Origin of the sequence: Streptomyces sp. NPDC058872 (genome assembly GCF_042743065.1) — a bacterium.
Lineage (GTDB): Bacteria > Actinomycetota > Actinomycetes > Streptomycetales > Streptomycetaceae > Streptomyces.
Window position 1 is genome coordinate 14802 of the sequence record NZ_JBHYMK010000038.1, and the last position, 13841, is coordinate 28642.

The 13841-nt window shown below is 70.0% G+C and carries 11 protein-coding genes; 5 read left to right on the forward strand and 6 right to left on the reverse strand.

Going from position 1 to position 13841, the window contains the following annotated elements; all coding sequences use genetic code 11:
* The first annotated feature begins 56 nt into the window (after positions 1 to 56).
* Together cseB and cseC are read left to right on the forward strand one after the other, a co-directional pair.
* Positions 57 to 755 carry a two-component system response regulator CseB gene (gene cseB, locus ACFW22_RS23175; protein WP_386407853.1) on the forward strand — a complete coding sequence of 233 codons (699 nt, stop codon included), beginning with the start codon at positions 57 to 59 and terminating at the stop codon, positions 753 to 755.
* A gap of 44 nt (positions 756 to 799) precedes the next feature.
* Entirely contained in the window at positions 800 to 2116 is a 1317-nt protein-coding gene (gene cseC, locus ACFW22_RS23180; protein WP_386407855.1) for a two-component system sensor histidine kinase CseC, read from the forward strand.
* A 76-nt stretch (positions 2117 to 2192) separates the two neighbouring features.
* Here the strand turns inward: cseC and ACFW22_RS23185 are convergent, their stop codons facing one another.
* Positions 2193 to 3776 (reverse strand): MDR family MFS transporter, encoded by a 1584-nt coding sequence (locus ACFW22_RS23185; RefSeq protein WP_386407857.1) that lies wholly within the window; start codon positions 3774 to 3776, stop codon positions 2193 to 2195.
* Positions 3777 to 3877: 101 nt separating this feature from the next.
* Here ACFW22_RS23185 and ACFW22_RS23190 point away from each other — a divergent pair, with 101 nt between their 5' ends.
* Positions 3878 to 4435: a TetR/AcrR family transcriptional regulator gene (locus ACFW22_RS23190; protein ID WP_386407859.1), complete on the forward strand. Its 558-nt coding sequence runs from the start codon at positions 3878 to 3880 to the stop codon at positions 4433 to 4435.
* Between the two features lie 11 nt (positions 4436 to 4446).
* Here the strand turns inward: ACFW22_RS23190 and ACFW22_RS23195 are convergent, their stop codons facing one another.
* Positions 4447 to 5142, reverse strand: coding sequence for a M23 family metallopeptidase (locus tag ACFW22_RS23195; protein ID WP_386407861.1), 696 nt, complete (start codon positions 5140 to 5142; stop codon positions 4447 to 4449).
* A gap of 474 nt (positions 5143 to 5616) precedes the next feature.
* Here ACFW22_RS23195 and ACFW22_RS23200 point away from each other — a divergent pair, with 474 nt between their 5' ends.
* Positions 5617 to 8634, forward strand: a complete 3018-nt coding sequence (locus tag ACFW22_RS23200; RefSeq protein ID WP_386407863.1) for an NACHT domain-containing protein — start codon at positions 5617 to 5619, stop codon at positions 8632 to 8634.
* Between the two features lie 76 nt (positions 8635 to 8710).
* On the opposite strand, the gene ACFW22_RS23205 is transcribed toward ACFW22_RS23200, so the two are convergent.
* Complete coding sequence (locus ACFW22_RS23205; protein ID WP_386407865.1) at positions 8711 to 11233, reverse strand: ATP-dependent Clp protease ATP-binding subunit; 2523 nt, start codon at positions 11231 to 11233, stop codon at positions 8711 to 8713.
* A gap of 485 nt (positions 11234 to 11718) precedes the next feature.
* On the opposite strand from ACFW22_RS23205, the gene ACFW22_RS23210 reads away from it, so the two are divergent.
* Complete coding sequence (locus tag ACFW22_RS23210; protein WP_386407867.1) at positions 11719 to 12315, forward strand: SCO3374 family protein; 597 nt, start codon at positions 11719 to 11721, stop codon at positions 12313 to 12315.
* Here ACFW22_RS23210 and ACFW22_RS23215 read toward each other — a convergent pair.
* The 3 genes from ACFW22_RS23215 to ACFW22_RS23225 all read right to left on the reverse strand — a co-directional run bounded on the left by ACFW22_RS23215 (position 12294) and on the right by ACFW22_RS23225 (position 13769).
* Positions 12294 to 12629, reverse strand: coding sequence for an Lsr2 family protein (locus ACFW22_RS23215; protein WP_386407869.1), 336 nt, complete (start codon positions 12627 to 12629; stop codon positions 12294 to 12296). The genes ACFW22_RS23210 and ACFW22_RS23215 overlap by 22 nt on opposite strands.
* A gap of 165 nt (positions 12630 to 12794) precedes the next feature.
* The gene (locus ACFW22_RS23220; RefSeq protein WP_386407871.1) at positions 12795 to 13340 is read right to left on the reverse strand and encodes an amino-acid N-acetyltransferase; all 546 of its coding nucleotides are present in this window, start codon (positions 13338 to 13340) and stop codon (positions 12795 to 12797) included.
* A gap of 9 nt (positions 13341 to 13349) precedes the next feature.
* Entirely contained in the window at positions 13350 to 13769 is a 420-nt protein-coding gene (locus ACFW22_RS23225) for a BlaI/MecI/CopY family transcriptional regulator (RefSeq protein ID WP_386407873.1), read from the reverse strand.
* Between the last annotated feature and the right edge of the window lie 72 nt (positions 13770 to 13841).

Genomic DNA, 13841 nt, shown 5'->3' on the forward strand with positions numbered 1-13841 from the left:
CGCACCCCCGCACCCCCCGCGCAGAAAGAACGCACCGACCCCGAAGGGCACGCACGATGGCCGAAACCCATGTCCTGTTCGTCGAGGACGACGACGTCATCCGTGAGGCCACCCAACTCGCCCTGGAGCGCGACGGCTTCCGGGTGACCGCCATGCCCGACGGGCTCTCCGGCCTGGACGCCTTCCGGGCGAAGCGCCCCGACATCGCCCTGCTCGACGTGATGCTGCCGGGGATGGACGGGGTGAGCCTGTGCCGTCGCATCCGCGACGAGTCGACGGTTCCCGTCATCATGCTGTCGGCGCGCGCCGACTCCATCGACGTCGTGCTCGGCCTGGAGGCCGGGGCCGACGACTACGTCACCAAACCCTTCGACGGCTCCGTCCTGATGGCCCGGATCAGGGCGGTGCTGCGCCGCTTCGGGCACGCCGGAGGTGCGGGCGAGCGCGGGAACGGGCCGGCGGACGCCGGGGGGCTGCTCGTCTTCGGCGACCTGGAGGTCGACACCGAGGGCATGGAGGTCCACAAGGGCGGTGCGCCGGTGGCACTGACCCCGACCGAGATGCGGCTGCTGCTGGAGTTCTCCTCGGCGCCGGGCACGGTGCTGTCCCGGGACAAGCTCCTGGAGCGGGTCTGGGACTACGGCTGGGGCGGCGACACCCGGGTCGTGGACGTCCATGTGCAGCGACTCCGCGCCAAGATCGGTCAGGACCGGATCGAGACCGTGCGCGGCTTCGGCTACAAGCTCAAGAACTGACCCGGCATGACCCACGAGACGTCCTGCACGACGGGCACGCGTCGGTGAGGCCGCCGCCCTTCCGGACCGGAGTCCGCTGGAAGATCGCCGTCGCCATCGCAGCGGTCGGCGCCCTCATCGCGGTCACCCTGAGCGTGATCGTGCACAACGCCGCCCGCATCTCGATGCTCGACAACGCGCGCGAGGTGCAGATGGAGCGGCTGCTCTTCGCCCAGCGGCTGTACGAGACGGCGAAACCGAAGGAGCCCCGTTTCGGCACGAAGATCAACGATCCGGCGCTGCCGCCGGAGCTCGACCAGCTGATGCGGGACCGGCGGCGCGGGACCTTCGTGCAGGAACACCGGCACGGCGGTCCGCCGGACGTGTGGGCGGCCGTCCCCCTCGCCAACGGGGACGTGCTCTCGCTGCACATCCCCTTCGCCGACCGGAGCGCCACCGTCATGAGGGACCTGGACCGGGCCCTGGTCATCGGCTCGGTGTCGGTGGTCTTCGGCGGGTGTGCGCTCGGCGTGTTGATCGGCGGCCGGCTCTCGCGGCGACTGCGGAAGGCCGCCGTCGCGGCCGGCCGGGTGGCCCAGGGCAACGGGGACGTCCGGGTACAGGAGGCCGTCGGCGGGGTCGTGCGGGACGAGACCGATGACCTGGCGTGGGCGGTGGACTCCCTGACCGACGCCCTGAGCGAGCGGATCGAGGCCGAGCGGCGGGTCACCGCCGACATCGCGCACGAGCTGCGCACCCCCGTCACCGGGCTGCTCACGGCGGCCGAGTTGCTGCCGCCGTCGCGCCCTGCCGAGCTGGTCCGGAACCGGGCGCAGGTGCTGCGCACCTTGGTCGAGGACGTCCTTGAGGTGGCCCGGCTGGACGGCGCCTCGGAACGGGCCGAGCTCCAGGAGATCGCGCTCGGCGAGTTCGTGGAGCGGCGGGTGCGGGCCCTGCACCCGGGCGTCGTCGTCCGGGTCGTGCACGAGTCCTGGGTGAACACCGATCCGCGCCGGCTGGAGCGGGTCGTCGGCAACCTCCTGGCCAACGCCGCCAAGCACGGCGAACCGCCGGTCGAGGTCACCGTCGAGGGCCGGGTGGTGCGGATCCGCGATCACGGTCCGGGCTTCCCCGAGGCGCTCCTGAAGGAGGGCCCGCACCGGTTCCGCACGGGGACGAGCGACCGCGCGGGCCAGGGCCACGGACTGGGCCTGACGATCGCGGCCGGGCAGGCCCGGGTCCTCGGCGCCCGGCTGACCTTCCGGAACGTGGCCTCGGAGGGGTCCCCGGAGGGGGTGGGCGGCGCCATCGCGGTGCTGTGGCTACCGGACCACGCGCCGACGAACACGGGCAGCTTCCCCGTGCTGCGGCCACCGCAGTGACCACACGACGGTGGGGCCGCCCCCTCTCGGGAGCGGCCCCACCGTCCTCGTGCTCGTGCGGGTCCCCGCGCCGGGGTCAGACCGCCTCGGCGACCTTGGGGGCCCCGTCGCCGGCCTCCGCCTTCGGGGCCGCGGCCGGTCCGGCGCCGCGGAGCGCCACCTCCTTGACGAAGAAGGCGAGGGCGAAGCCGAGGACCGCCACGGCCGAGGCGACCAGGAAGGCGCCGTGGGTGCCGGAGGCGACCGCGTGCTGGTACGCCTCGCGGAGGGCGTCCGGCAGCTTGGCGAGGCTCGCCGCGTCGAGCTGGGCGGTGCGCTCGGTGAGCCCGGCCCCGCCGCGGGAGGTCATCTCGTCCTGGACGCGGCTGGTGAAGAGCGCGCCCATGATCGCGACGCCGAAGGAGGAACCGAGCGTGCGGAAGAGGGTGGTGGAGGAGGAGGCGACGCCCATGTCCTTCAGCTCCACGCTGTTCTGGGCGACCAGCATGGTGATCTGCATGAGGAAGCCCATGCCGGCGCCGAGGACCGCCATCCAGATCCCGGAGACGAGGCGCGAGGTGCCGGTGTCCATGGTGGAGAGCAGGAAGAGGCCGACCATCATGAGCGCACCGCCCGCGATCGGGAAGACCTTGTACTTTCCGGTGCTGGTGGTGAACCGGCCGACGAGCAGGGAGACGACCATCATCGCCAGCAGCATCGGCAGGAGCAGCAGGCCGGAGTTGGTGGCCGAGGCGCCCTGGACGGACTGCTGGAAGATCGGCAGGTAGAGGACCGCGCCGAACATCACGAAGCCGGTGATGAAGCCGATCAGGGACATCAGGGTGAAGTTGCGGCTGCGGAAGATGTGCAGCGGCATGATCGGGTCGCTCGCCCGGGTCTCGACGAAGAGGAAGGCGACGAGTGCGACGAGGCCGCCGAGGGCGAGGCCGATGATGGTGGCCGAGCCCCAGGCGTACTCCGTGCCGCCCCAGGTGGTGACGAGGACGATCGCGGTGATGCCGGCGGTCAGCAGCGCGGCGCCGAGGAAGTCGATGCGGGTGCCGGTGCTGCGCTGCTTCTTGGGCAGGTGCAGGACGGTGGTGACCATGGCGAGGGCGACGATGCCGAGCGGCAGGTTGATGTAGAAGGACCAGCGCCAACCCCAGTGGTCGGTGATGGTGCCGCCGACGAGGGGACCGCCGATCATGGCGAGGGCCATCACGCCGGCGATCATGCCCTGGTACTTGCCGCGCTCACGGGGCGGGATCAGATCGCCGATGATCGCCATCACGCCGACCATGAGGCCGCCGGCGCCGAGGCCCTGGATCGTGCGGAAGCCGATCAGCTGCCCCATGTCCTGGGCCATGCCGCTGAGCGCCGAGCCGATCAGGAAGATCACGATCGAGGTGAGGAAGACGCCCTTGCGGCCGAACATGTCGCCGAGCTTGCCCCAGAGGGGGGTGGAGGCCGCAGTGGCCAGGGTGTAGGCGGTGACGACCCAGGAGAGGTGCTCCAGGCCGCCGAGCTCACCGACGATCGTCGGCATCGCCGTACCGATGATCATGTTGTCGAGCATCGCGAGCAACATCGCGATCATGAGGGCGAGGAGCACCACGCGCACGCTGCGCGGCTGCGCCCCGGACTTCCCCTCTGCCATGGGTGCCTGCTGTTCCGTCGCCATCTCGATCCCTTACTTGCCGCCCGGCTAGTTACTACACTGAGGAAGGTAGGCCGGTAACTAGCCGGGCGTCAAGTAAGTTTTCTGGAAAGTGGAGATCCGCCATGGCCCGAGGCAACACCCGCCAGCGCATCCAGGACGTGGCCCTCGAACTCTTCGCCGAGCAGGGCTACGAGAAGACCTCGCTGCGCGAGATCGCGGAACGCCTCGACGTCACCAAGGCCGCGCTCTACTACCACTTCAAGACCAAGGAAGACATCCTCATCGGGATCTTCGAGGACCTGACCCGGCCGATGGACGAGCTGATCGAGTGGGCCCGGGAACAGCCCCGGACCCTGGAGACCAAGCGCGAGACCCTCCGCCGCTACCAGGTGGCCCTGCTCGCGGCGGCCCCGCTCTTCCGCTTCATGCAGGAGAACCAGGCCACCGTGCGGGAACTGAGCGTGGGCCTGACCTTCAAGGAGCGCGTGCTCGCGCTGACCGAGCTCCTCCAGGAGCCGGACTTCACCATCGAACAGAAGGTCCGCTGCGTCAGCGCGGTCTCCACCCTGCACGCGGGCACGTTCTTCGTGCAGCACCTCGAGGGCGACCCCGAGGACAAGCAGGAAGCCGTCCTCGGGGTCGCCCTCGACCTCATCGACCAGGCCCACGAGGGCCGGTAGCAGCGTCAGATTCAGATGGTGACGCCGTGGGACCGCAGGAAGGCGGCCGGGTTCACGGCGGAGCCGTAGTTCGGGGTGGTGCGGATCTCGAAGTGCAGGTGCGGGCCGGAGGAGTTGCCGGTGTTGCCCGAGAGGGCGATCTGCTGGCCGGCCGCGACCTTCTGACCGACGGAGACCTTGATCTTCGAGAGGTGGGCGTACTGCGAGTACGTGCCGTTGGCGTGCTTCACGACGATCGCGTTGCCGTAGGCGGGGCCGTCGCCGCCGCCGTTCGGGCCGGCCTTCACGACGGTACCGGCGGCAGCGGCCTTGACCGGGGTGCCGACGGGGACGGCGAAGTCCTGACCGGAGTGCTTGTGGGCCCACATGGCGCCGCCCTGGTTGAAGCTGGCGGTGAGGGTGTAGGAGACGACCGGCTTGACCCACGCCGGAGCCTTCTTGGCCGTGACGGCGGTCTTGGTGGCGGTGGCCTTCACGGTCGCGGCCTTGGCCTTCGCGGCGGCGGCCTTCACCTGGGCGGCCACCTGGGCCTGGGCATCGGCCTGGGCGGCGACGGCGGCGGAAGCGGTGAGCGCGACCGGGGCGGCGGCCTTGCCCTCGGCGGCGAAGGCGGACCCGGCTCCGGCCACCATCGACGCCCCCAGGCCGGCGGCGGCGAGAGCGACGGCGGTGACACGGACGGCGGGGTTCATGACGCGCTTCGACATACGGGGGAAAACCTCCGGGCAGTACGGGACCCGACGCGGAACGGTGCTGCGCCGGGCTTGCCCCACCTTGGTAACCCGACCCCCCAGTCAGGCCAAAACACCCCATCTACGACATTGCGTCGTAGCGATCTCTCGGGAAGTTCGACCCGCAACACCCCCGGGGCGGGGTTCGAGAAACGGACATAAGCACACAAGGGGATCGGTTTACACGCACGTCACCGGAGGCCCGCAAGCGCCAGGAAGTCGGCCCCGCACCCGCGTCGCCCCCTCGGGATCAAGGTCCTGGATCTTTACACCTAAAAGTCCCGAATCGACACCAAAGGTCGCTACTATTCCACCTCGTACCCCCCGAAACGCCTGTGCGCCTTGTCACCAGCGCCCCACCCCGAAAGCGACCTGGGTCACGCAACCGAGCCGCCCGAAAGCCCCTCCCGCACTACGCTGATCGCCTCGGGAATCCACGGGGGGACACGCATGGAACCGACGCTCATCGGCACCCGCCTCGCTTCGGCACTGATCAGTCCGCTGCTGAAGAAACTACTGGTCAGCGAGGGTGCGGGGGCCGGCCTCATCGACCATTCGGAGAAGGTCCGGCTCTCCGCCCTGCTCTCCTTCCGGGGCGAGAAGCGCACCCTCACCGAGAAGGACGTCCGCAAGCTCGCCGGAACGCTGGTCGAGCGCTCCCTGAACGGGCCCGGCGAACAGTCCTTCCCCGCCGCCGAGGCCCCGGCCGTCGCCGAGGCCCTCGCCACGGTCCTCCTGGCCCTCGGCGAGCTCGACATGGACGACGTCCAGGCCGTCCGGCTGGGCCACACCGCCCTCGCCGCCCGACTGCGCACGGCCGCCCCGCCCCCGGACGGCCTCTCCACGGACGCGGTGCTCCATCTGGACTCCCTGACCGAGTGGGCCTGCCTCCACCTCCTCGACTTCTTCACCCGGCGCTCCACGTTCATCGCCCGCAGCCTGGTGGAACAGACCAGGAACCAGGCCGAGCTCCTCGCCAAGGTGGACGAGGTCATCCGGCGGACGCCACGGGCGGACTCCCCGGACGCGGCCTTCGAGCGCCGCTACCTGGAGCACCTCGCCAAGAAGCACGGCCGGCTCGCCCTCCACGGCATCGACCTCCACCGGTCACCGGGCGACTGGCCCCTGGACACGGCCTACCTGTCGCTGGAGGCGACCGGAACGGACTCCCCTCCCGACGGCACGGTCCGCCCCGGCCCACAGCCGGAAGATCAGCATCCGATCCGCGCCGACCTCGCCCTCGCCCGACACGGCAGGGTGCTGCTGCGGGGCCTGGCCGGCTCGGGCAAGACCACCCTCATCCAGTGGCTGACCGTCTCGGCCGCCTCGGAAGACCGCGCGGAGGGCATGGCGTACCTGCACGGGCACATCCCGTTCGTCCTCCCGCTGCGCGCCCTCACCCGCCACGGAGAGCGGCTCCCCTCCTCCCCCGACCGCTTCCTCCCCGCCGCCGGCTGTCCCCTCGCCGCGCCCGACGGCTGGGCCGATCGGGTGCTGGCCGCCGGACGGGGGCTGATCCTCGTCGACGGCATCGACGAGATCCCCGAAACCGAGCGCGGTCGGGTCCACGACTGGCTCCGCAACCTCCTCAGCGCCTACGAGGGCAACCGTTGGCTGGTGACCGCCCGCCCCACCGCCGTGGGCAGCGGCTGGCTGGCCCGGGACGGCTTCACCGACCTGACCCTCGCCCCGATGTCCCGCACCGAGGCCGCCACCTTCGTGCGCCGCTGGCACCGGGCGGCCGGGCCCGGAGCGGAGCCGTACGAGCAGCCGCTCCTCGACGCCCTGCGGACGACCGAAGACGTCGCCCGGCTCGCCACCAACCCGCTCATGTGCAGCCTCCTCTGCGCCCTCCACCGCGACCGGCACGGCTATCTCCCCCGAGGTCGCAAGGCGCTCTACGACTCCGCGCTCTCCATGCTGCTGTCCCGCCGGGACCGCGAGCGGGACATGGGGAAGCCGTACGGGATCGAGCTGGACGAGGCGCCGCAGATCCAACTGATCCAGCGGCTCGCCTACTGGCTGACGCTGAACGGCCGGCTCCAGATGGACCGCGCCCATGCCGAGTCGATCGTCGCGGAGGCCCTCCCCGCGGTGGCCGAGGCCTCCGTCCACCCCCCGGGCCGGGTCCTCACCCACCTCCTCCACCGCAGCGGCCTGCTGCGCGAGCCGACGACCGACACCGTCGACTTCGTCCACCGCACCTTCCAGGACTACCTGGCGGCCAAGGCCCTGGTGGACCGCTGGGACATCGGCGTCCTGGTCCAGCACGCCACGGACGACCGCTGGGAAGACGTCATCCGCATGGCGGTGGGCCACGCCCGCCCGCGCGAGTGCGCGGAGATCCTGCGCGAGCTGATCAGGGCGGCGGACGCCGCCGAGGACCGCCCGGTGCAGCTCCGCCTCCTGGTCCTGGCGGCGACCGCGCTGAACCACGCGACGGAAGTGGCGCAGGAAGTGCGGGAGGAGGTGTTGGCCCGGGCCGCGGGCCTGGTCCCGCCCCGTTCGTCGGTGGAGGCCAGGGAACTGGCGGCGGCGGGCCGAGCGGTCCTGGACCTGCTGCCGGGGCCCGAAGGGCTGGACGACGAGGACGCCCGCCTGGTGGTCACGACCGCGACGCACGTCAGCTCCGACGCGGCCGTCCCCTACCTGGCCCGCTTCGCCCGTCACCCCTCCGTCCCCGTACGCGCCCAACTGATCTGGGGGTGGCAGCGCTTCGACCACCATGCCTACGCCGAGGCGGTCGTGGCCGCCATCGACCCGTCCGAGCTGCGCTTCACGCTGGTCCACGACGAGCAGGTGACGGAACTGCTCCGCCTCGGGATCACCCCGGACCTGCTGGAGATCAGGGGCGAGGTCTCGGAGCGGGCGGTGGAGGAGCTCCTCGCCGTCTGTGACCCGAGCGTGCTCTCCTGGTCGCGGGGTGGCGGTGGCTCCGACCTCTCGGTGCTCTCCGGCCTCACCAGGCTCACCTCACTGACCTTGGAGGGCCCTCCCGGCGCGTACGGGGGACTGGGCGGCCTTCCCTCCGAAGCGCCCCTGATGAAGCTCGCCCTCAAGACGTGGCCGGAGGAAGGCATCGGCGCCCTGCGCTCCGCCGCTCGCCTCCGCGCACTCAGCTGCTGGACGGACCGCCCGGCCACGGCCCACGACTGGCAGGAGCTGGCCCTCCTCACCCAGCTGCGGCTGCTCTCGATCCGGGGCACGGCCCTCCCGTCGCTCCCCCGGGACCTGTCGCTTCCCCACATCGACGTGCTCGTGCTCAGCACGGACACGGAGGAGGCCGTGTGCGAGACGGTGGCCCGGACCTTCCCCTCGCTCCAGCGGTTCGCGCTGTTCGCCACGGGCGGCCGTGCGGACGTCACCGCGCTGGCACGGCTGGAGGGGCTGCAGGAGGTCCACGTCTCGGCCACGGCCCTGGAGGGCGCCGAGCTCCTCTCCCCTCACGTCCGGGTGATCAGGAGCTGACCGCGGAAAAGGGGCGGCCCCGGGACCCATCGGGTCTCCGGGGCCGCCCCTTCGGCGCATCGGGCTCAGCGTGGTGTCACGCGTCCTTTGAGAGGTTCGGGCCCGAGCCGCCCGTCGCCTCGACCGGCGGGGCGTCCGGCAGGGCCGCCTTCTCCTCGCCGCGGAAGGTGAAGGTGCGCTCCTCGCCCTCGCCCTCGGTGTCGACGACCACGATGTGACCGGGGCGCACCTCGCCGAAGAGGATCTTCTCCGACAGGGTGTCCTCGATCTCGCGCTGGATCGTCCGGCGCAGCGGCCGGGCGCCCATCACCGGGTCGTAGCCCTTCTTCGCGAGCAGTTCCTTCGCCGACTGGGAGAGCTCGATGCCCATGTCCCGGTCCTTGAGGCGCTCGTCGACGCGGCTGATCATCAGGTCGACGATCTGGAGGATGTCGTCCTGCGTCAGCTGCGGGAAGACGATGATGTCGTCCACACGGTTGAGGAACTCCGGGCGGAAGTGCTGCTTCAGCTCGTCGCTGACCTTCGCCTTCATCCGCTCGTAGTTGGACTTCGTGTCGCCCTGAGCCGCGAAGCCCAGGTTGAAGCCCTTCGAGATGTCCCTGGTCCCGAGGTTGGTGGTCATGATGATGACCGTGTTCTTGAAGTCCACGACCCGGCCCTGGGAGTCGGTCAGACGACCGTCCTCCAGGATCTGGAGAAGGGAATTGAAGATATCGGGGTGGGCCTTCTCGACCTCGTCGAAGAGGACGACGGAGAACGGCTTGCGACGCACCTTCTCGGTGAGCTGGCCGCCCTCTTCGTAGCCGACGTATCCGGGCGGCGAACCGAAGAGACGGGAAACCGTGTGCTTCTCGCTGAACTCCGACATGTCGAGGGAGATCATCGCGTCCTCGTCACCGAAGAGGAATTCGGCGAGCGCCTTCGAAAGCTCGGTCTTACCGACACCGGACGGACCGGCGAAGATGAACGAACCACCGGGGCGCTTCGGGTCCTTCAGACCCGCACGGGTACGGCGGATGGCCCGCGAGAGGCCGATGACGGCGTCCTTCTGGCCGATGACGCGCTTGTGGAGCTCGTCCTCCATGCGGAGCAGGCGCGAGGACTCCTCCTCGGTCAGCTTGAAGACCGGGATGCCGGTGGCGGTCGCGAGGACCTCGGCGATCAGCTCGCCGTCGACCTCGGCGACGACGTCCATGTCGCCGGCCTTCCACTCCTTCTCCCGCTTGGCCTTCGCGGCGAGGAGCTGCTTCTCCTTGTCGCGCAGGGAAGCGGCCTTCTCGAAGTCCTGCGAGTCGATCGCGGACTCCTTGTCGCGGCGGACGCCGGCGATCTTCTCGTCGAACTCGCGGAGGTCCGGCGGCGCGGTCATCCGACGGATGCGCATCCGGGAACCGGCCTCGTCGATCAGGTCGATCGCCTTGTCCGGGAGGAAGCGGTCCGAGATGTACCGGTCGGCCAGGGTCGCGGCCTGGACGAGGGCCTCGTCGGTGATGGAGACCCGGTGGTGGGCCTCGTACCTGTCGCGCAGGCCCTTGAGGATCTCGATCGTGTGCGGCAGCGACGGTTCGGCGACCTGGATGGGCTGGAAGCGCCGCTCCAGGGCCGCGTCCTTCTCCAGGTACTTGCGGTACTCGTCGAGCGTGGTGGCACCGATGGTCTGGAGCTCACCGCGGGCCAGCATCGGCTTGAGGATGCTGGCGGCGTCGATCGCGCCCTCGGCGGCGCCCGCACCCACGAGGGTGTGGAGCTCGTCGATGAACAGGATGATGTCGCCGCGGGTGCGGATCTCCTTGAGGACCTTCTTCAGGCGCTCCTCGAAGTCACCGCGGTAGCGGGAGCCGGCGACCAGCGCGCCGAGGTCCAGGGTGTAGAGGTGCTTGTCCTTGAGGGTCTCGGGCACCTCGCCCTTGACGATGGCCTGGGCCAGGCCCTCGACGACGGCGGTCTTGCCGACGCCGGGCTCGCCGATCAGGACCGGGTTGTTCTTGGTGCGGCGGGACAGCACCTGCATGACCCGCTCGATCTCCTTCTCGCGCCCGATGACCGGGTCGAGCTTGGATTCGCGGGCCGCCTGGGTGAGGTTCCGGCCGAACTGGTCGAGGACCAGGGACGTCGAGGGAGTGCCCTCGGCAGGACCGCCCGCCGTGGCGGCTTCCTTGCCCTGGTAGCCGGAGAGCAGCTGGATGACCTGCTGCCGCACCCGGTTGAGGTCGGCACCCAGCTTCACGAGGACCTGGGCGGCGACGCCCTCGCCCTCGCGGATCAGGCCGAGCAGGATGTGCTCGGTGCCGATGTAGTTGTGGCCGAGCTGGAGGGCCTCGCGGAGCGAGAGCTCCAGGACCTTCTTGGCGCGAGGGGTGAAGGGGATGTGCCCGGACGGGGCCTGCTGGCCCTGACCAATGATCTCCTCCACCTGCTGGCGGACCGCCTCGAGCGAAATCCCGAGGCTCTCCAGGGCCTTAGCGGCGACACCCTCACCCTCGTGGATAAGGCCCAGAAGGATGTGCTCGGTGCCGATGTAGTTGTGGTTGAGCATCCGGGCTTCTTCCTGAGCCAGGACGACAACCCGCCGCGCGCGGTCGGTGAACCTCTCGAACATCGTTAATCGCTCCTCAGAGCGGTCAGTCAGTTAGGGGTCGATCCCCTCCCTGTCCTTCCGCAGCTTAGTCCCGCAAGCGGGGACCGCTCATTCCAACTGCCGACATCCGTCCGGATCACCCCCTCTTCAGCGGGGAGGCCTGCTGCCGAACAGCCGACAAATGCTCCAACTCGATGGTGCGAGACGATGTTCCCGCAGGCCAAGTAGTTACCCGCGCCTTCAGTACGCCGATGGCGAACGTGAGACGCCGAGGCCCGCGAGTCGCCCCTCTCCACTAGGAATGTCTTACCCGTAAGGACCGACACTCCATGCGGCGCACCCCGGTTCCCTCCGCTACCAGCGAACACCCTTGCGCGCCCGAATGCACTCGTACGCCCCATCCCGGACACCTTGCGCATCCGGACCGGCACGACGCGTCACGGAAAGGCGGGCGGCGGGAGGCGCCCGGGGCGTAACCAACGCGGCCCCTCGGGAGTTCCCCGGGCATGGCCTTCACCGTTCCGCCGCCCCGCACCCCGTCCGACGGCGGGCTCGCACGGTGGTACGAGGACGAGCTCGGCTGGGCGACGGTGGCGGGCCCTCCGGTGCGACTGGTCACCGGACTCCGCTTCGACGTCCTGGAGCTGCCCGCTGCGGCCGGCCGGGGCGTGTTGCACCGGATGGGCACGGAGACGGGGCCGGTGGCCCTGGTGGGGCGCCGGATGGGGCTGCTCGTGGCCGCGGGGAGCGCGGAAGAGCTGCCCGGACTCCTCGACTGGTTGGAATGGGGCGGGATCTCGCTGGACCTCGCCGCGCTGGGCACCGACGGCCGGATGACCGCGCCCCTCCCCCCGGGGCGGAGCGGATCCGGCGCGCCGGGCGCCGCGGTGTGGCTGCGGGCCCCCGCGCCCGGCCGCGAGGTCGAGTCCTCGCTGCCTGCGCTGCGGTCCGCGCCGTGGGGCCCCGCGACCCCCCCGTGCTTGGTGCGTCTCGTGGCAGCCGCCGCGGCGGAGTGCCACCGGACGCGGCTGCTGAGTGCCCGTGCCCATGGGGCGGGGCCGGCGGCTCAGCAGCTGTCGCCTCAGCGGTTCGCGTCCTCGTAGGCCGCCTTGATGTCGGCGGGAACGCGGCCGCGGTCGTTCACGTTCATGCCGTTCTCCTTGGCCCACGCGCGGATCTTCGCCGTGTCCTGGCTGCCCGTGGCGGCGGCGCGGCCCTTGCCGCGACCGCCGGCGCTGCGGCCACCGGTGCGACGGCCACTCGTGGTGTACGGCTCGAGCAGGCCACGGAGCTTTTCCGCGTTGGCGGTGGTGAGGTCGATCTCGTAGGTCTTGCCGTCCAGCGCGAACGTCACGGTCTCGTCCGCCTCGACGCCGTCGAGGTCGTCGACAAGAAGGACCTGAACCTTCTGTGCCACCGGATTTCCTTTCATCGAAAATGCAGTACGCGGAAAGGAAACCGCTTTTCCGGGAAAAACACAAACCCCTGGCAGAGGTTCAGAACCTCGACAACGCGGGAAACGTGCGCGATTCGGACATAGGGTTCCGGGGGCTTCCGGGAGAGGAAGCCGGGAGCTTCCCCGTCACAGGTGCAGAAGCATCCGACTGTTGCCCAAGGTGTTCGGCTTCACTCGTTCGAGACCGAGGAACTCGGCGACTCCCTCGTCATAGGAACGCAGAAGCTCGCTGTAGACATCTCCGTCGACCGGGGTCTCTCCGATCTCAACGAAGCCGTGCTTCGCGAAGAAGTCGACTTCGAAGGTCAGGCAGAATACCCGCCGAACCCCGATCCATCGGGCGGTGTGCAGCAACTTGTTCAACACCTGATGCCCGACGCCGGCCCCCTTCGAGTCGGGGTCGACGGCGAGGGTGCGGACTTCGGCAAGGTCTTCCCACATGACGTGGAGTGCGCCGCAACCGACGACGGTGGCGTCTTCGTCGCGCTCCGCGACCCAGAACTCCTGGATGGACTCGTAAAGGGTCACCGTCGCCTTGTCGAGCAAGATGCCGCGTTGCACGAAAGGATCGACGAGGCGTCGGATCGCGGCGACATCACTGGTGCGGGCCCTACGGACGGTGACGGCCTTGGCGATGGCCGCGGAGGCGGCCCGGGAAGCAGACGGCGACATGGGGGGACGCTATCGCTCCCGGGCCCCGGTTCCCTCGGCGCCCTCCTCCGGAGGGGGGGACTGCGGGGCGTCGCGCTGGACGATGCGAATGGCGTCGTTGAGGGCCTCGCGCTGCTCCTGCGACATCATCCCGAAGAAGGCGACGAGTGCGGCGGCCGGGTTGTCGCTCCGGGCCCACGCTTCGTTCATCAGTGCGGCCGAGTAGGCGGCCCGGGTGGAGACCGCCGTATAACGATAGGCACGACCTTCGACTTCCCGCCGGACCCAGCCCTTCTGATGGAGATTGTCCATGACGGTCATGACGGTGGTGTAGGCGATGGACCGTTCCTGCTGGAGGTCCTCCAGGACTTCCCGGACGGTCACCGGGCGGTTCCACTGCCAAACGCGCGTCATGACGGCGTCTTCGAGCTCTCCCAATGGACGGGGCACAACGTCACCATAGTGCGCAAAGCAGCAATAAGCCGTCGTCCGCGCAGGAAGAACAACGAAAAGGACGCACGC